General features: G+C 71.2%; 18 protein-coding genes. 11 read left to right on the top strand and 7 right to left on the bottom strand.

The genetic code is table 11. The features are described 5' to 3' along the window. The first annotated feature begins 373 nt into the window (after positions 1-373). Genes IRX98_RS18245 through IRX98_RS18225 form a run of 5 tightly spaced genes read left to right on the top strand, consistent with a single transcriptional unit; the run spans position 374 to position 3,727 of the window. Positions 374-598, top strand: coding sequence for a hypothetical protein (locus IRX98_RS18245; RefSeq protein WP_224279206.1), 225 nt, complete (start codon positions 374-376; stop codon positions 596-598). Further along, positions 595-1,920 carry a hypothetical protein gene (locus IRX98_RS18240; RefSeq protein ID WP_224279205.1) on the top strand — a complete coding sequence of 442 codons (1,326 nt, stop codon included), beginning with the start codon at positions 595-597 and terminating at the stop codon, positions 1,918-1,920. The genes IRX98_RS18245 and IRX98_RS18240 overlap by 4 nt, the downstream gene beginning before the upstream one ends. After that, a complete protein-coding gene (locus IRX98_RS18235) occupies positions 1,917-2,369 on the top strand; it encodes a DUF3093 domain-containing protein (protein WP_224279203.1) in 453 nt (150 codons plus the stop codon). The genes IRX98_RS18240 and IRX98_RS18235 overlap by 4 nt, the downstream gene beginning before the upstream one ends. A 57-nt stretch (positions 2,370-2,426) precedes the next feature. Beyond that, a complete protein-coding gene (locus IRX98_RS18230; RefSeq protein ID WP_224279200.1) occupies positions 2,427-2,822 on the top strand; it encodes an ArsR/SmtB family transcription factor in 396 nt (131 codons plus the stop codon). Beyond that, positions 2,822-3,727, top strand: coding sequence for a cation diffusion facilitator family transporter (locus IRX98_RS18225; protein WP_224279198.1), 906 nt, complete (start codon positions 2,822-2,824; stop codon positions 3,725-3,727). The genes IRX98_RS18230 and IRX98_RS18225 overlap by 1 nt, the downstream gene beginning before the upstream one ends. 24 nt (positions 3,728-3,751) lie before the next feature. On the opposite strand, the gene IRX98_RS18220 is transcribed toward IRX98_RS18225, so the two are convergent. The 6 genes from IRX98_RS18220 to IRX98_RS18200 form a co-directional block, all read right to left on the bottom strand. Beyond that, a complete protein-coding gene (locus IRX98_RS18220) occupies positions 3,752-5,128 on the bottom strand; it encodes a metallophosphoesterase family protein (RefSeq protein ID WP_224279196.1) in 1,377 nt (458 codons plus the stop codon). Positions 5,129-5,230: 102 nt separating this feature from the next. Then, entirely contained in the window at positions 5,231-6,976 is a 1,746-nt protein-coding gene (locus tag IRX98_RS18215) for an alkaline phosphatase (protein ID WP_224279194.1), read from the bottom strand. Positions 6,977-7,125: 149 nt separating this feature from the next. After that, positions 7,126-7,698, bottom strand: coding sequence for a PepSY domain-containing protein (locus tag IRX98_RS23200; RefSeq protein ID WP_308045400.1), 573 nt, complete (start codon positions 7,696-7,698; stop codon positions 7,126-7,128). Further along, the gene (locus IRX98_RS23195; protein WP_308045398.1) at positions 7,602-8,525 is read right to left on the bottom strand and encodes a PepSY-associated TM helix domain-containing protein; all 924 of its coding nucleotides are present in this window, start codon (positions 8,523-8,525) and stop codon (positions 7,602-7,604) included. Before IRX98_RS23195 ends, IRX98_RS23200 begins: the two co-directional genes overlap by 97 nt. A gap of 101 nt (positions 8,526-8,626) precedes the next feature. After that, positions 8,627-9,238, bottom strand: a complete 612-nt coding sequence (locus IRX98_RS18205) for a hypothetical protein (RefSeq protein ID WP_224279192.1) — start codon at positions 9,236-9,238, stop codon at positions 8,627-8,629. 43 nt (positions 9,239-9,281) lie between these two features. After that, on the bottom strand, positions 9,282-10,226 hold the full coding sequence (locus IRX98_RS18200; protein ID WP_224279190.1) for a peptidylprolyl isomerase: 945 nt from the start codon (positions 10,224-10,226) through the stop codon (positions 9,282-9,284). Between the two features lie 195 nt (positions 10,227-10,421). Between IRX98_RS18200 and IRX98_RS18195 the strand changes: the two genes are divergently transcribed. Next, positions 10,422-11,603 (top strand): matrixin family metalloprotease, encoded by a 1,182-nt coding sequence (locus tag IRX98_RS18195; protein WP_224279188.1) that lies wholly within the window; start codon positions 10,422-10,424, stop codon positions 11,601-11,603. A 2-nt stretch (positions 11,604-11,605) separates the two neighbouring features. On the opposite strand, the gene IRX98_RS18190 is transcribed toward IRX98_RS18195, so the two are convergent. Then, positions 11,606-12,337 carry a GntR family transcriptional regulator gene (locus IRX98_RS18190; RefSeq protein ID WP_224279185.1) on the bottom strand — a complete coding sequence of 244 codons (732 nt, stop codon included), beginning with the start codon at positions 12,335-12,337 and terminating at the stop codon, positions 11,606-11,608. A gap of 120 nt (positions 12,338-12,457) precedes the next feature. Between IRX98_RS18190 and IRX98_RS18185 the strand changes: the two genes are divergently transcribed. Genes IRX98_RS18185 through IRX98_RS18165 form a run of 5 tightly spaced genes read left to right on the top strand, consistent with a single transcriptional unit; the run spans position 12,458 to position 16,778 of the window. Next, positions 12,458-13,699, top strand: a complete 1,242-nt coding sequence (locus IRX98_RS18185; protein WP_224279183.1) for an NRAMP family divalent metal transporter — start codon at positions 12,458-12,460, stop codon at positions 13,697-13,699. After that, positions 13,696-14,487 carry a LamB/YcsF family protein gene (locus IRX98_RS18180; RefSeq protein WP_224279182.1) on the top strand — a complete coding sequence of 264 codons (792 nt, stop codon included), beginning with the start codon at positions 13,696-13,698 and terminating at the stop codon, positions 14,485-14,487. The genes IRX98_RS18185 and IRX98_RS18180 overlap by 4 nt, the downstream gene beginning before the upstream one ends. Then, complete coding sequence (locus IRX98_RS18175) at positions 14,484-15,092, top strand: 5-oxoprolinase subunit B family protein (protein WP_224279180.1); 609 nt, start codon at positions 14,484-14,486, stop codon at positions 15,090-15,092. The genes IRX98_RS18180 and IRX98_RS18175 overlap by 4 nt, the downstream gene beginning before the upstream one ends. Then, on the top strand, positions 15,089-15,985 hold the full coding sequence (locus IRX98_RS18170) for a 5-oxoprolinase subunit C family protein (protein WP_224279178.1): 897 nt from the start codon (positions 15,089-15,091) through the stop codon (positions 15,983-15,985). Before IRX98_RS18175 ends, IRX98_RS18170 begins: the two co-directional genes overlap by 4 nt. Beyond that, entirely contained in the window at positions 15,978-16,778 is an 801-nt protein-coding gene (locus IRX98_RS18165) for a putative hydro-lyase (RefSeq protein ID WP_224279176.1), read from the top strand. Before IRX98_RS18170 ends, IRX98_RS18165 begins: the two co-directional genes overlap by 8 nt. Positions 16,779-16,850: the final 72 nt, after the last annotated feature.

Raw genomic sequence — 16,850 nt, 5'->3', positions numbered from 1 at the left:
CAATAGTAGGTGCGTCCCGTCCGGGGCCGGTCAACAACGCGACCCGTGCCAGGGCGCACGCCGAGGCAGCCACTACTATCCTTCTTAGTACGTTGGCGCAGTTCAAGGCCGGCACGAAGGCCGACGCGTCGGCCATCACAGAGGAGGAACCTTGCGCCGCACACTCCTGAGTGCGACTGTCCTTGTCCCGTTGCTTGCGCTGGGCGCTTGCTCGACCCCGGACGCACCTGCCCCCGGCGACGCGGATGCGTCGGCTCCGACTGCGGACCCCAGCGCGTCTGCGGAATCGCCCTCCCCGAAGCCGACGGAGTCCACGTCTCCCCCCGATGAGCCCACGGCCGCGACGGTGAGTGTCAGGATCAGCGGCGACCGCGTGACCCCGAACGCGGCGCAGCTGGACCTGGCCAGCGGTGAGCCTGTGGTGTTCGACATCGAGTCCGACCGCGCCGGCGAGCTGCACGTCCACTCCAAGCCTGAGCAGTACGTGGAGTTCGGCGAGGGAGGGACTCGTGCCGAGATCTCGATCGACACCCCAGGCAGTGTCGAGGTCGAGGAGCACGACACCAGCGCGGTCGTCGCAATCCTGGAAGTTCGTTGAGCAGCATCTCCGCGCACGGTCTGGGTGGCGCGGACGACCTGCCGATCTCGGGCTCTCTCGCGATCGTCGGCGGTACGGCCGCGCTCGCGATATCTTTCGTGGTCCTGCTGTTGGCGTGGAGACAGCCGCGCTTCGGCCGGGCCGGGCACGAGCTAGCGGTGCCGCCGCCCATCGCCCGGGTGCTCGACGGGTCGTGGTTCCGGGCAGGCCTTCGTGTCATGGGCATCGCCTTCCTCGCCTTCATGCTCTGGCCCGCCCTCCTCGGCAGGAACGACCTGGCCAATCCGTTGCTCGGGGTGACGTATGCGTGGCTGTGGGTGGGCTTGGTCCCCTTGTCGTTGCTCTTCGGTCCGGCCCTCCGCGCGATGAGTCCTGTGCGCACGCTCGCCGAGCTGCTCGACAAGGGCACAGGTCGTTCGGGCGGCGAGGGCGTGGTGCCCTACCCCGCGGCGCTCGGGTACTGGCCCGCCGCCATCGGCCTGCTCACCTTCGTCTGGCTCGAGCTCATCTCGCCCAGCAGCACCGATGTCGGTGTCGTGCGCCTGTGGTTCGCGTTCTACCTCGCGGCGATGCTCCTGGGGTGGGCCGTGTTCGGTACGACGTGGATCGGTCGCGCCGATCCCTTCGAGGTCTACTCCACGCTTGTGGGTCGGCTCTCGTTGTGGAGCAGGAGTGCCTCCGGGCGGTTGGTGCTGGTCAGTCCGCTGCGCAACCTGTCGCGCCTCCGACCCGAGCCGGGTCTGGTCGCGGTCGTCGCGGTCCTCCTGGGAAGCACTGCGTACGACAGCTGGAGCAGCTCTGCGACGTGGATTCGCTACGTGCAGTCGAACGAGGTCGACGTCACTCGGCTCGGGACCGCGCTCATGGTGGTCATCATCCTCGTCGTGGGAACGACGTTCGCCGTGGCCAGCATGACGACGGCCGTCGACACCCGGCGCAGCGCTCGCAAGGAGCTGCCCCGACGGCTGGCGCACTCCCTCGTCCCGATCATCGTGGGCTACATGATCGCGCACTACCTGACCTTCCTCGTCGAGTACGGCCAGCAGACCCTGATCCAGATGAGCGATCCCGTCGGCAGTGGCGCCAACCTGTTCGGCACGGCCGACATGGAGGTCAACTACTGGTTGTCGCAGAACCCGACGGTGCTGGCGAGCATCAAGGTGCTGGCGATCGTCGTCGGGCACGTCCTGGGTGTCATGGCGGCCCACGACCGCGCGATCTCGTTGCTGCCGCGACGTCACCACGTCGTCGGCCAGCTGGCGCTCCTGGCCGCGATGGTCGGCTACACCTTCATGGGCCTCTACCTGCTCTTCGGTTCATGAGCACCTATCGCGAGCGCCTGCGGGTGCCCATCCGGTGGTGGTTCCAGTGGACGTTGATGGTGAGCAGCTTCTGGCTGGCGATGATCGTCGCGGTCCCGGAGCCGCTCGCCTGGACAGTGAGCGCGATGCTCCTGCTCGTCATGGCGGTCCTGCTCCGTTCCTATGGCGCACCGGTCATCACGGTCACCGACGACTGGCTGAGCGCCGGGCGAGCGAAGATCGAACGACGACACCTCGGATCGGTCGTCGCCCTGGACGCTCAGGCCATGCGGCTCCAGGCGGGACGGGACGCCGAGGGCCGCGCCCACCTGCTCCTGCGGCCCTACATCTCCACGGGGGTGCGTGTCGGCATCGACGACCCTGGTGATCCGACGCCGTACTGGCTCATCAGCTCGCGACACGCCGCGTCCCTGGCTGAAGCGTTGGAGCGCGGCGGCCCGCGGACCTGACGTGCCCAAAGGTTGAGTATTTGCGCATATGCGCGGGTGTGCAGATATAGTAGGAGCATGAGCGCCGGCGAGGAGGACATGGGCATGCCGTCCGACGACCAGGTCGACCTGGCGGTGGAGGCGTTCCGCATGCTGGCCGACCGCAAGCGCATCAAGATCTTGTGGGCGCTGCTGCACGGCGAGTCGTCCGTCAACGACCTGGCAGAGGTCGTGGGCGCCACCTCTTCTGCTGTCAGCCAGCACCTCGCCAAGCTCCGGCTGGCAGGTCTCGTGCAGGTGCGCAGGGAGGGCACCTTCGCCTACTACACCGCTGCGGACGAGCACGTCCACAGGCTCCTGGACGAGGCGCTCTTCCACGCCGACCACGCGAACAGCCCTGATGCTGGTGCCGTGGTGCACCAGCTCCACGACAACGACCACAACCAAGACGAAGCCACGCGAGGAGACCACTGATGGGTGCAGGACACGGACACGGAAATGGCCACGCCGGAGCGCGGCACAGGTGGCGTCTGCTGGTGTCCTTCGGGCTCGTGGGCGCCTTCTTCGTCGTCGAGCTCTCGGTCGGGCTGATCTCCGGGTCGCTGGCGCTGATCTCGGACGCGGGCCACATGGCCGCCGATGTCGTGGCGTTGGGCGCCGCGCTCGCGGCGACGAAGATCGCCACCCGCCCCGACCGGTCGGGGCGACGCACCTACGGGTCCTACCGTGCGGAGATCTTCGCGTCCGGCCTGACCGTCCTGATCATGCTCGGCGTGTCGGCCTACGTCGTCATCGAGGCACTCGGGCGACTGGGGGAGGACGTCGAGGTCGAAGCGGGCCCCGTGCTGGTGGTGGGCGCTATCGGGTTACTGATCAACGTCGTCTCCATCGTGCTGCTGCGTGGCGGTTCCGAGGAGTCGCTGAATGTCAAGGGCGCCTACTACGAGGTCGTCGCCGACGCGGCCGGCAGTGTCGGGGTGATCATCGCCGGCGTCCTCGTCGCGACGACGGGCCAAGGATGGTGGGACACGATCGTCGCGCTGGCGATCGGTGTGTTCGTCGCCGTCCGAGCAGTCGTGCTCGGGCGCGAAGTGCTCGCCGTGCTGGGGCAGCACGTGCCGGAGGGGGTGCAGCTCGACGACGTCGTCCGCGACCTCGAGTCCGTCCAAGGTGTTGCCGACGTCCATGACCTGCACGTCTGGACCCTGACGTCCGGGATGTACGTCGCGACCGCCCACCTCGTCGTCAGCGACGAGGCGTCTGCGCAGGGGGTGCTCGAGCAGGCTCGCGACGTGATGCGCCGCGAGCACCGCATCGAGCACGCAACTCTCCAGGTCGAGGCACGTGCCACGAAGGCGTGCGACGAAGCGTCCTGGTGACAGGCACCTGCTTGCGTCACCGGGTCACCGGGTCGGGCGCAGGATCCCCGAGCTGCTCTGGACGTCGATGCCACCGTCACGTGTGCGGCGCGCCTCGAGGGTGCCCGTGACGACTGAAGGATCGGGATACGTCACCGTGCCGGGGGCCCCGAGACGGGATGTGGTCCACAGGCGGTCCGAGAAGTCGACGTCACCGCGGAACTGCCGGTTTTCCAGGACCAACCGTTTCGGGGTCGCCTGCCCGATCAGGTAGGACGCTTCGCCCCGGTAGAAGAGTGATCCGTGGGCGACCTGCACGACACCGTCACGGACGCTGACCGTCTGGTCGTGCACCTCACCGGTCAGGTAGACGTCGACGCCGCCCTGCACCATCGTGCGCCAGAGGGCCGACCCGGTGCTGCCCTGGTAGGACAGGGTGCTCGAGTTGCGGTGACGCACCGGCCCGGCAATCGGGGTGTGCCCCTGCACCATCACCCAGGGGACGGACTGGCGCCGTGCGCGGCGCAGCACGCCACGCAGCCATGAGAGCTGGGCGCGGTCGACACGCACCTGCACGTCTCCGTCTCGTCGCGTGAAGGGGTCGATCGTAACGAGAAGGACGTTGCGGTCCAGTCGCACCGCGTACGCCGTGTCGCGCGCCTGTCCGCGCCTCGGGCGATCGACGAATCGCCGGTCGCCGTCGGGCTCTCGCAACAGCTTGCGCGCAAAGAGTCGCTTGAACGCTGGGACGTACCTGCGTTTGAAGTCGATCCACTTGTCGCCGGGTCGCCGCCACGGGTTGTCCCCGATCTCGTGGTCGCCCAGGGCAGGGAAGGGAACCAGGCCGTACGCTGCCAGGCGATCGGACCAGGCCGGGTAGTAGGTCGCAGCGGCTTGCCGAGTGGCTGCGAGACGCTCGCGGTCGTTCCGGACGGGGCCGAAGACGCCCGCCCCCGAGTCGTCCCGCCCCCACCGACCCTCCATCAGGTCACCGGCGACCAGCAGGTCGGAGGCCCCTCGCGAACCGATCTCCGACAGAACGGCGTCCAGGGCCTCCTCGTAGGCGACGTTGGTCGAGTTCAGGACCTTCCCGGAATCCGGGTCGACGTACGTCTGTCGGTCTCCGGCCGTGAGGTCGGCGACGTCCTGGTTGAGAAAGTCGGGGTAGGAGACGAAGCGGTAGGCGTTCGGCAGGATGGGGGCTTCCGGTACGGCGGGTCTCGTCCTGGGGCTGTCGCTCCCGGTCGATGGGACGCTTCCGTCATCCCGCGCAGGGGCGGGGCGGAGAGGTGCTGACGCCCCGTCGTCGGCCCGCAGGGGAGTCGTCGACTCGTGACTGGGCGTGGCGCTGGATGGCCACGATGCGAGGAGGGTGGCGGTCGCGGCGCTTGCCAGCAGGGCCACACTTGGTCTCAGCATCACGGCGCCAGCGTAGCCGCCGAGCCGGGCGCCTCCGGGCGCGGACTGGGGGGTCCACGCCCGGAGGACGGTCAACCGACCGGGGCCGCTCTGCGCGCCGTCAGCTCATCTGCGGGTGACGCGGACCTTCTGGCGGTCGGTGGCAGTGCCGCCCTTGCCCGTGACGGTGGCCTTGAGGGTGAGCTTCCCAATGCTGGCCTTGGTGGTCTTGAGCGTGACGCGACCGCCGGTGGCTCGAAGCGTCTTGCGGGCGACGGTCTTGCCGTCGCGCACGAGGCGGACGGTCACGGTGTCGCCGGCGGCGGCTGCGACGGCGACGGCGAGCCCCTTGCGGCCCAGGGCCGTCTTGGTGATGCGCGACGAGGCCGCTACTGAGACGACCGGCTTGGCCGCGGCCGGAGTGCTGGGCGTGGGGGTGGTCGTCGGGGTCGGCGTGGTGGTCGGCGCCGGTGTGTTCGGCGTGCCCGGCAGCGTGCTGGGGGTGCGGCCGAGGAGGGTGGCGAACAGGTCGGTCTGGTCGATGACTCCAGTGACGTTCGCGGCCTGGGGACCGGAGGCGGCGACGCGGATCTGCGCGCCGGTGTGGTCGGAGCCGACCGAGTTCGTGGAGTAGGCAACGGTCATGGGGTCACCGTCGGCGGTCTGGACGGTGGCGAGCTGCTTGCCGTCGTCGAGGTTGCCGCCCACGATCTGGGTGGAGTGGGCGTGGTCGCCAGTGACGACGACGAGGGTGTCGGGGTGCTTGTCCTGGTAGGCGAGCGCGACCGCGACGGTCTCGTCGAGCTCCTTGAGGTCGCCGATGGCGCCGCAGATGTCGGAGGAGTGCTCCTGCTTGTCGATCATCGCGCTCTCGGCCTGCAGGAAGAACCCGTTGGGGTTGTCGAGGAGCTCGATGGACTTCTGGGTCATCGCGGACAGGTCGGGCTGGCCGGCGCGGTCGGCAGGCTCGCACTTGGCCTCGGGTCCGCCGGCACCGGCCGGAGTCGCGACCAGCGGCTTGTACATCGGGGTCATGTTCCCACCCGCGAAGAGGCCGAGGACGGGGCCGCCGGCGAGAGACGTCACGTTGTCGAGCCCGGCGGCGTCCTGGACGAGTCGGTACTTGTGGGTGTCCTGAGCGTAGGAGAGCACGCTGGGGCCGGCGTCAGTGGGCTGGGCGTAGCGAGATGCGCCGCCGCCCATGAGGACGTCGATCTTGTTGTCGACGAGCTGCTCGGCGATGGAACCACTGCCGCCGTTGACCTTGCGGGCCGGGGCGCAGTTGGCCATGTCGGCCGGGCCCTGGCAGGCCCGGGCGTTGATGTGGGCGCCAGCGGCGGCCGGGGTGGCGTCGGTGACCTCGGAGGTCGTGATGTTGCCGACGAGCTTGCCCTGCTTCTTGTACTTCTCCAGGACGGTCTCGTAGTCCTCGCCGGGCACGTTCGATGCGGTGCTGGGGCCTTGGGAGACGCGCCCGTCGACGGTCTTCTTGCCTGTGGACCAGCCGCTCGCGGTGGGGGCGGAGTCGGACACGTACGCGACGGGGTAGTCCGGTCCAGCGCCGACCTTGAGGCCGTAGGTCGTCATCGCGCCGGTGAACGGCAGCGCGTCGAGGGCGGGGAAGCGGCCGCCGGCGCCGTACTCGTAGTTGCGGGCCGCGGTGATCATCGCGTCGTCCATGCCGTCGCCGACGATGAGGATGACGTTGCGCGGCTTGGCGGGGTCGATCTGCTTGGCGAGCTCGGCCGAGCGGTCCTGGGTGAAGCCGATGGGCGTCGAAGCCGGGATCGCTGCTGTCGCGGCGATGCTGCCGACGGTCACGAGGCCGGCCAGTGCCGCCACCGTGGTGATGACGCGCTTCTTGCTGTGCACGAGGGTTTCCTTCCGAAGTCGAGATGACCTCCGGACCCTGACGCCACCAGGCGTCCGGTCGGAGCGTGGAAGGCATCCGCGACATGACGGGCACATGGCGGGCAGGAACCTTCCCGCCCGCCACTGCCGCGCCGTCGTCTCTCGATCCTCTACTGCGTGGAGAACCAGCGGGTGAGGGCTGGCGCGCGGCGCACGACCAGCTGGTCGAGGGCGAGGACGACGAGGAGGGTCAGGCCGAAGAACGGGAGGAGGACACCCAGGACCACCAGGCCTCCCAGCAGCCAGGGTGACCCGGACACGGGCATTCGCCCCCGCGGCGCGTCGATCCCGCTCCCGCGGCGTCGCCGACGCCACCACATCAGGGGCCCAGTGACGCACGAGGCGATGACCACCACGCACATGAGCGCGGCGAGCCAGAAGGACACCAGGCCGAGCGATCGTCCTTCGTGCAGCCCGATGCCCTGCGCAACAGCCTTGGCCAGCGGCGGGTAGTCGTCGTAGCCGTAGGTGGACACGACCTCTCCCCCGAAGCGGTCCACGTGGACGGTCCGCTCGTCCGAGGGCGCGTCGAAGGCGTAGCCGATGGCCGAGTAGACGCCGTCGTCGCCGTCGGGAAGTGCCACGGTCATCGGATGCCGAAGCCCTTCGTCCGCGGCGACCTCGATCGCGGTGTCCACGTTGGCGACCGCACCGCCGTGCCCGGTGTCGTCGGACCGCGGCACCTCCGTCTTGCCCGAGGCCCAGGGGACCGCGTGGCTGTGGGGGAGGGACTCGTCCAGTGTGGAGGCCGGATCGGACTCAGCGCCGTGGTCAAGGCTCCACAGGGAGGTGCCCTGGTCGGTGGCGATCTCCTGGACCTGTGCGCCCAAAAACCGGTCCAGGGGAGTCCGGAGACGAGCAACGTCACCAGTCCGACGCCCGCGAGGGCGCCTATGCGCGCGTGCCAGGACCGCAACGACCTCGGCCGGCGCGAGCGGGCGCGCCGGCCGCGCCAGAAGAGGTAGTAGCCGAGCAGCGCGGTGACCAGGGCCCAGCAGGCGCCGAGCTCCATGAGGCGATCGCCCCACGCGCCGGCCATCAGGTCGGCGTGCAGCCGCACGGCGTAACCGCTGACGGTGGTGTCGGGGTTCAGCGAGCCGAGCACCTCGGCGCCCCACGGGTTCACGTAGATCTCACGCGGCGTGCCGTCGGGCATCTCAGCCGTGATGACCGTTGGTCGATCGGCCGAGCGTGGCTCGGCCACTGCCAGGAGGGTCGCGTCGGGATAGGCGCGCTCGGCGGCGTCCATCTGGGCGCTGTACGGCTGCTGGAAGTCCATCCCGGCCGGCCGGTCCGCGCGAAGCAGGTCGGGGTGCAGCAGTGGTTCGAGCTGGAAGCGGAAGAGGTAGATGAGGCCGGTGGTGGCAAGCACCAGCAGGACGGGTACGACGACGATGCTGGCGAAGAAGTGCCAGCGCCACACGGCGCGGAACAACCCGCCGGACGTGGTGCGCGCACCACCGCGCGATGGGGCTGGCCGCACGCGGGGGCGCGGGTCGATCTGGGTCATGGGTCTCCTCGGTGAATCCGGCGGTGCCGGGGCAGGACGGAACGCGCCTGCGTCCCGCCGACCGGAGCGGAGCGCAGTGGTCGACGGGTGGGCGCGGAAGTTCAGGCGGCGAGGAGGTGCGGCGGACCGCGACGCACGAGGCTTCCCGCCTCGAGGCGCAGCAGCACCGGTGCGGCGGTGCGGGCGGGAATCGCCACAGGCGGTGGGAGCGTCGTCGTCGGTGGCTGCACCGGAAGGGCGAGGCGGCGCCAGACGAGCCTCACGACGGTCCACAGTGATCGTTCGCCCGCTGCGAGCCAGACCCCGACGACGACAGCAGCGGCGAGGTGCGCCAGCATCATCCTTGCATCGCTCGCCACGAGGAGGCTGAACGCTGTCGCGATGGTGCCCTCGGCTGCTGTGCCCCCTCCGTCATGCTGACCAGCAGGCAGGTCCGCGTTCGCGCTCGCCATGGCGTGACCGGTGGCCCGCGCGAGTGTCGCATGGGCGAGGAACTGTCCGCCCACGGTGAGCATCACGATGCCCGCGGGGGACACCTGCCGGGCGAGGAAAGGGGCCAGGAGCCCGGCAAGTCCGAGGACGAGGAATGCCAGCACCGGCAGTGTCGGGGCGGGTCCGCCCGCGCCGAGGTGTGCACCTACTGCTACGAGCGTCGCGGCCGTTGCTACCGTCGCGGCGCGCGTCCAGCGCATGCCGCTCTGGCCCGCCTCCATGCAGCGATTGTCCCACGGCACACGGTCGTCACGCACGACAGGCTCAACGTTCCCGGATCGTGACCTTGTTCATGAAGAGGCGTGCAGCATAGGCCTCGCCCCCCATGCCGATGCGATCGAGGGCGGTGACGGTGTCGATGACGTCCATCCCGTCCAGCACTCGCCCGAAAGCGGTGTGGATGCGGTCGGTCGCGTAGCCGGAGTCGAAGCTCGAGCCGTAGGCGATGTAGAACTCGCTCCCTGCGGTGTACGGCCCTTCTCCGGCGGTGGTCACGGTTCCGACCGGATAACCCTCGCGTTCGGCGCGCAGCGGCTCGCCCGGGAGTCGGTATCCGATGTCCCACCCGACAGTGTTGTCCCCGCTGCCGCCCTGGATCGCCGTGACACCCCCGAAGTCGCGGAAGAACTCCAGGCCGTCGTAGAAGCCCTCCCGGGCGAGGAAGACGAACGAGTTGACCGACTCTGGCGCGTCATCCTCGAACAGGTCGATGGTGATGGGTCCGCAGGAGGTCTGGATCTCCGCGACGTAGTCCACTCCTTCCTCGAGCACGCGGGCAGGGCCTCCGGGGTAGTAGGGGCGGGAGGCGCGGACATTGGTCGGCGCCTCGGCCCCGCAGGCGACAGGTCGGTCGTCGACCGGTGGTCTGCGGCCGCTGTCCACCGGCTTGCCGGGGGCGACGGTGTAGTCATCGGCGATCGGCTCACCTGCCTCCATTGCGGCTGCGGCCGCGGTCGCCTGCGCTTCGCGGGCCGCCTCCTCGGGGATCAGTTCGACGTCCTCGTCCGGGCGCCGATCGACGGTGGGGTCCGACTCGCTGCCGGCGAAGGCGACCACGAGGCCGATGACCACGGACAGGACGATCGCCGCGGCAGAGGCGCCGAGGAGCAGCATTCGCCGTCGGCGACGCTCTGCGAGTCGCGTCTGCTCGCGCTCCCATGCCTCGCGCTCGGCCTTCTGTCGCGCCTTGCGGTGCTTGTCCCTGCTCACGTCCTGCTCCTCGGCGTCTCGGCATCCATGGCAGCCTGCTGGCCATGCGGAGCCCCGGCTGCGCGAGCCTATCGAGCGGCAGCCCACCGATCCTCCCGTTCCCGGTGTGGAGCCCCCGCGGGTGGGGCAGAGTGTGCAGCCGCCGCGCGTCCGCCGACGCCGTCCGCCCCCGAACGAACCCAGGACCCCCGAACCGTGATCCGATCGCTCCTGGCGCCCCGCACGCTGCTGTGCCTGGCCGCCGTCCCGCTCGTCGTCGCCGGTCTGCTGGCCCCGACCGGTGCCGCAGGGCCCGCGCAGGGTCGAGAGACGACTCCGGCCACGGGGACGGCGTCGGTCCACGACACGATGGCGGCCGCGCAGGTGCTGGTCGCGACCACGGTGAGGAAGCCCGGACTGACCGTCAGGGCCGACGCCCGGGTCGTCGCGGGGGAGCGGATCGTCGTACGCGGTCGCGCGAGGCACCGTCGCGCCGTGGTGAGTCTGCAGCGTCGGACCGCCCGGCAGTGGGTCGGCGTCGACCGCTCCCGCACCAGCGCCCGTGGTGCCTTCCGCACGTCCACCCGCGTCGACGCGCCGGGGCGGCACGCGCTTCGAGTCGTGATCGCGCCTCGTCGCGGGCGTGCGCTCTCGGCGACCGTGCGGGTCACGGTGGTCGCGGTGGAGCCGAACCCCGTCGAGCCCACGCCCACCGCGTCTCCGACGAACAACCCGACCGGCACGCCCCCGCCCGTGCCCACCCCGACGACCGGGCTGGGCGATCCCGCGCACTGGGCCTACATCGGCGGCGCGGACCCCATCGCCTGGAACTCGTGCGCGCCCATCGCCTGGTCCTACGCCCCGGCCGGGGAGTACGCCGGCGGCCTGGCGGACATGACCCGCGCCGTCACCGCGGTGTCCGCACGCAGCGGACTGCAGTTCTCCTACGTCGGGACCAGCGGTGGCAAGCTGCACGTCGAGTGGTCGGACGCGTCCGCGACCCCGTCCCTCGGAGGAGGCGTGGTCGGCATCGGCGGTCCGTCCTACTACTTCGTCGACCCGGCGAAGAACGGCGGGGTGCGGCGGCTCATCACCAGCGGGCGCGTCACCCTCGACCGCGAGGAGCAGCTGCCGGCCGGGTTCCCGACCAGCGAGCGGGCGGGCTGGGGCCAGATCATGATGCACGAGCTGATGCACGCCGTGGGCCTGGGCCACACGGTGGGTCGCGAGCAGGTGATGTACCCGATGGCGGGCGCCTTCGCCCTCGGTGCGGGCGACCACACGGGCCTGTTCAACGTCGGGTCCTCGCGCGGGTGCCTCAGCGGCGGCTACGCCCGTACGTCCCCGCGCCGCGGCGGCGAGGTGCTCGTCCTCGACTCCGTGGCCGAGGTCCGCTGACGTCAGCCGCGCGCGGCAGCAGCGGCGTACGCCTCCACGAGCTGCGCCTCTGCGGCGTCGAGGTAGGTCGCGATGGCCGCCTCCGCCCCGGCAAGGTCGCCGGCGACGAGGAGCTCAAGGATCGCCCGGTTCTCCGGCAGGTAGGTCGCGTGGAAGGCCTGCGGTGCGTCCATCACGTGGAAGACCAGCCGCAGCTCGGCCAGGAGGTGGTCCATCACCTCGGTGACGCGGGGGCTCTGCGCCAGGTCCGCCACCGCCTGGTGGAAGTGCATGTTGGCCGTGCCGACCGACACCCAGGCGTCCTGGGCGGCAGCGGACTCGCCCTCCTCGACGGCCGCCCGCACCGGCGCCAGCAGCTCGGCCGTCCGCCCGGCTGGTGGGGAGTCGGACGCCCGACGCTCGGCCAGGCGTCGTACGGCCCCGCACTCCAGGATGCGTCGGACCTGGTAGAGGTCGCGCACGTCGTCGACCGTCAGCCTGCGGACGAACACCCCGCGGTTGAACTCGTGCACCAGGAGGCGCTCGTGGCCGAGGAGCCGGAACGCCTCGCGCAGGGTGTTGCGGGAGACGCCGAGCGCCGCTCCGATGTCCTCCTCCGACAACCGCGTGCCCGGACGCAGGTGGCCCTCGGTGATGCGGGTGCGCAGCACGTCGGCCACCCGGCCTGCCGTGCTCGCGCGGCCGAGGTCGGAGCGCTCGCTGCGCAGCTCCTCGAGCCAGTCGGTGGTGGTCACGTCCGCAGGCTATCCGACCGGGGGTATTGACGGATTGTTCAACAATACCTCACTCTGGTGTGACGGGGAACACTCCTGACGCCGATGCCGAGGCCCGGGACCGACACGGACGGACGAGACATGACCGACGAGACACGATCACGCGAGGGCAAGGCGGTCGGACAGGGCACCGCGTCCGGGACCGCCGTCCGCGGCACGATGCTCGGTGCGATGTTCCTGATGGCGACCAGCGCCATCGGCCCCGGCTTCATCACCCAGACCACGGTCTTCACCGCCGAGCTCGGTGCGGCCTTCGCCTTCGCGATCCTGGTGTCCATCCTGGTCGACATCGCCGTCCAGCTGAACGTGTGGCGCGTCGTCGGCGTCTCCGGGATGCGCGCCCAGGAGCTGGCCAACTCGGTGCTGCCCGGCGCCGGCTACTTCCTGGCCGCGCTGGTGGTCATGGGCGGGCTGGTGTTCAACATCGGCAACATCGGCGGCACGGCGCTGGGCGCCAACGCGATGGTGGGCCTCGACGTCAAGATCGGCGGCGCGATCTCGGCGTGCATCGCCATCGCGATCTTCCTGAGCAAGCGGGCCGGGATCGCGATGGACCGCATCGTCGTGGTGCTCGGCCTCCTGATGATCGCGATGGTCCTCTACGCCGCGATCGTGTCGGGCCCCCCGGTCGGGGAGGCGCTGCGCCAGAGCGTGCTGCCCGACGACATCGACTTCCTGATCATCACCACCCTCATCGGCGGCACGGTCGGCGGCTACATCACGTACGCCGGCGCGCACCGGTTGGTCGACTCCGGCATCACCGGCCCCGAGCGCGTCCGGGAGATCACCCGTGGCTCGGTGACCGGCATCCTCGTGACGGGGGTGATGCGCGCCCTGCTGTTCCTCGCCGTGCTGGGCGTGGTCGCCGGAGGGGTGACCCTGGCCGCGGAGAACCCGCCCGCGTCGGCCTTCGAGGCCGCACTGGGCGAGGTCGGCGTCCGCGTCTTCGGCATCATCCTGTGGGCCGCCAGCATCACCTCGGTCATCGGTGCCTCCTACACCTCGGTGTCCTTCCTCTCAGGCTTCTCGCGGCGCCTCGAGGAGCGCCGCAGCTGGGTGACGGTCGGCTTCATCGTCTTCTCGACGGCGGTCTACCTCGCGCTCGGCAAGGCGCCGGTCACGCTGCTGGTCCTCGCCGGTGCCCTCAACGGCCTCATCCTCCCGGTGGGCTTCGGCATCATCCTGTGGGTCGCCGCCCGCCGCACGGACCTCCTCCGCGGCTACCGCTACCCGAAGGCGCTGCTGGTCGTCGGAGCGCTCTCGTGGGTGCTGACGGTCTACCTCGGCTGGAACTCCCTCGGCGGGATCGCGGACCTGCTGTGACCGCCGCCACCACCACCGCGAGCATCGACCTCAACGCCGACCTCGGGGAGTCCTTCGGCAGCTGGACCCTCGGCGACGACGACGCGCTCCTGGACGTCATCACCAGCGCCAACGTCGCGTGCGGCTTCCACGCCGGTGACCCGACGGTGCTGCGACGCACCTGCGAGCGCGCCGCGGAGCGCGGGGTGGTGATCGGCGCCCAGGTGGGCTACCGCGACCTCGCAGGGTTCGGGCGGCGCTTCATCGACATGGATCCCCACGACCTCACCAACGACGTGCTCTACCAGCTCGGCGCGCTGGAGGCCTTCGCCCGCGTGGCCGGCACCCGGGTGCGCTACGTGAAGCCCCACGGCGCGCTCTACAACGCGATCGTCCACCACGAGGCGCAGGCCGAGGCCGTCGCCGACGCCGTACGCCGCTACGACCCGACGCTGCCCGTGCTCGGGCTGCCGGGGTCGGTGTGGCTCGCCGTGGCCGAGGCGGCCGGGCTCGTGCCCGTGGCCGAGGCCTTCGCTGACCGTGCCTACACGCCCGAGGGGACGCTGGTCCCGCGCCGGGAGCCCGACTCCGTGCTCCACGACCCCGCCGAGGTCGCCGAGCGCACCGTCCGCATGGCCACGCGCCACGAGGTGGTGGCCGCCGACGGCTCGCTCGTCACGGTGCGGGCCGGCTCCGTGTGCGTGCACGGCGACAGCCCGGGAGCGGTGGCCATGGCGACCGCGGTCCGCCGTCGCCTCGAGGAGTCAGGGGTGCGGGTGGCGTCGTTCCTCGACGGTGGGCCGGGATGAGGTTCCTGCCGTGCGGTGACTCCGGCCTGCTCGTCGAGGTCGAGGACCTCGCGGACGTGCTGGCCCTCTACGCCGAGCTGGTCGAGGACCCGCCCGAGGGTGTCGTGGACCTCGTCCCGGCCGCCCGCACGCTGATGCTGCGGATCGACCCCACCCGGGCCGACCCTCACGGTGTCGCCCGCGCCGTGCGAGCCGTACGGCCACGCCGGGGGCACCGTCCCGATGCCGGGCTGGTCGAGGTGCCGGTCACCTACGACGGGGAGGACCTGGCCGAGGTCGGACGACTGACCGGCCTGGGTGAGCGCGGCGTGGTCGAGGCACACACCTCCCAGGAGTGGACGGTCGCGTTCTGCGGGTTCGCGCCGGGGTTCGGCTACATGGTCGGCGACGACCGGCTGACCGTCCCGCGTCGCACCGTCCCCCGCACGCGGGTCCCGGCGAGGTCGGTCGCGCTGGCCGGCGAGTTCACCGGGGTCTACCCGCGCGAGTCGCCCGGCGGGTGGCAGCTCATCGGTCGCTCGACCCTCGAGCCCTGGGACCTGGAGCGTGACCCGCCCGCGCTGCTCGTGCCGGGGTCGCGCGTCCGGTTCGTGGAGGTGCGATGACTGCCTGGCTCGAGGTCGTGGCCCCCGGCCCGCTGGCCACCGTGCAGGACCTGGGCCGGACGGGCCTCGGAGGCCTGGGCGTGGGGCACTCCGGGGCGGCGGACGCACCCGCGCTGCGCCTGGCCAACCGGCTCCTCGGCAACCACGAGGGCGCCGCTGCCGTGGAGGTCACCTTCGGCGGGCTGGAGGTCCTCGCCCACGGTGACCTGACGGTGGCGCTCACCGGTGCTCCGTGCCCGATGACCGTCGACGGCCGGGCGCACTGGGGCTTCGGCGTCGTGCGGGTGCCCGACGGTGCCCGGGTGCGACTGGGCGTGCCTGCCACCGGCCTGCGCAGCTATCTCGCCGTCCGCGGTGGGATCGGCGGTCCCGAGCAGCTCGGCTCCCGCTCGACCGACACCCTCGCGGCGCTGGGTCCCACGCCGCTCGCGCCGGGGGACACGCTGCTCGTGCGCAGCCCCACCGGCCGCCTGCCGGGCGTCGACCTGGCTCCCGTGGCGCACCCCGTCGCCGGCGACGTCACCCTCCGCGTCGTCGACGGTCCGCGTGCCGACTGGTTCACGTCCTCGGCGCGCCAGGCGCTGGTGGGGGAGGCGTACGACGTCACCGCGGACAGCAACCGCGTCGGCATGCGGCTCTCCGGGCCCGCCCTCGCCCGTCGGCGCGACGACGAGCTGCCACCCGAGGGCATGGTGTGCGGCGCCCTCCAGGTGCCGCCGTCCGGCCAGCCGACGCTGTTCCTCGCCGACCACCCGGTCACGGGGGGCTACCCGGTCATCGCCGTGGTCGTCGGTCCCGACCTCCCGCTCGCCGCCCAGGTGCGTCCGGGCCAGCGCATCACCTTCGTACGCGTCCCGTCCGCACCCCTCACCCCAGGAGCCCACGATGACTGAGTCACACCGTCCGGACCTTCCCGACCACCTCTCGCCCGACCAGGCCCGTGCGAGGTTCCGTGCCGGCCTCCGGGTGCCCACGTCCGGCTGGTGCGCCGGGTGGACCCAGGCCAACCTCCTCGCGGTCCCGCGCGACCTGGCCTACGACTTCCTGCTGTTCGCCCAGCGCAACCCCGGTCCGTGCCCGGTCCTCGACGTCACCGAGCCCGGTGCGGTGAGCAGCCCGCGGTTCTCCGGGGACCTGCGCACCGACCTGCCCGCCTACCGGGTCTACGAGCACGGCGAGCTGGTGGCCGAGGTGGACGACGTGGTCGAGCGGTGGCGCGACGACATGGTGGCCTTCCTCATCGGCTGCAGCTTCACCTTCGAGGACGCGCTCGTCGAGGCCGGCGTGCCGGTCCGCCACATCGTGCAGGGCAGCAACGTGCCGATGTACCGCACCGACCGCGCGTGCCGTCCGGCCGGATCGCTGTCCGGTCCGCTGGTGGTGTCGATGCGGCCGATGCCCGCCTCGCAGGTGTCCACTGCCGTGCGCGTCACCTCCCGCTACCCGGCCGTCCACGGCGCCCCGGTCCACGTCGGGTCGCCGTCGGACCTCGGCATCAAGGATCTGGACGACCCCGACTTCGGCGACCCGGTCGAGGTGCGCCCGGGCGAGGTGCCGGTCTTCTGGGCGTGCGGCGTGACCCCGCAGGCGGCGGTCATGCAGTCCCGACCCGCGCTCGCCATCGGCCACGCACCGGGGCACATGGCCATCACCGACATCCGCGAGAGTGAGCACATCGTCCCGTGAGCGCGGACTCGGGCGCGGACGTGGGAGGGGCCCAGGAGCACCACGCCCCGGGCCCCTCGCTCCCTCCACGCC

Source organism: Nocardioides lacusdianchii, assembly GCF_020102855.1.
In the GTDB taxonomy this organism is placed as follows: domain Bacteria; phylum Actinomycetota; class Actinomycetes; order Propionibacteriales; family Nocardioidaceae; genus Nocardioides; species Nocardioides lacusdianchii.
This window is presented reverse-complemented; position numbering and strand designations above follow the sequence as displayed.

Bases quoted from the DNA above. Each gene is read 5' to 3' on its own strand.
- IRX98_RS18235 (WP_224279203.1), top strand. From the start codon at position 1,917: ATGAGCACCTATCGCGAGCGCCTGCGGGTGCCCATCCGGTGGTGGTTC.
- IRX98_RS18230 (WP_224279200.1), top strand. From the start codon at position 2,427: ATGAGCGCCGGCGAGGAGGACATGGGCATGCCGTCCGACGACCAGGTC.
- IRX98_RS18225 (WP_224279198.1), top strand. From the start codon at position 2,822: ATGGGTGCAGGACACGGACACGGAAATGGCCACGCCGGAGCGCGGCAC.
- IRX98_RS23195 (WP_308045398.1), bottom strand. From the start codon at position 8,525: ATGACCCAGATCGACCCGCGCCCCCGCGTGCGGCCAGCCCCATCGCGC.
- IRX98_RS18205 (WP_224279192.1), bottom strand. From the start codon at position 9,238: ATGGAGGCGGGCCAGAGCGGCATGCGCTGGACGCGCGCCGCGACGGTA.
- IRX98_RS18185 (WP_224279183.1), top strand. From the start codon at position 12,458: ATGACCGACGAGACACGATCACGCGAGGGCAAGGCGGTCGGACAGGGC.
- IRX98_RS18175 (WP_224279180.1), top strand. From the start codon at position 14,484: ATGAGGTTCCTGCCGTGCGGTGACTCCGGCCTGCTCGTCGAGGTCGAG.
- IRX98_RS18170 (WP_224279178.1), top strand. From the start codon at position 15,089: ATGACTGCCTGGCTCGAGGTCGTGGCCCCCGGCCCGCTGGCCACCGTG.
- IRX98_RS18165 (WP_224279176.1), top strand. From the start codon at position 15,978: ATGACTGAGTCACACCGTCCGGACCTTCCCGACCACCTCTCGCCCGAC.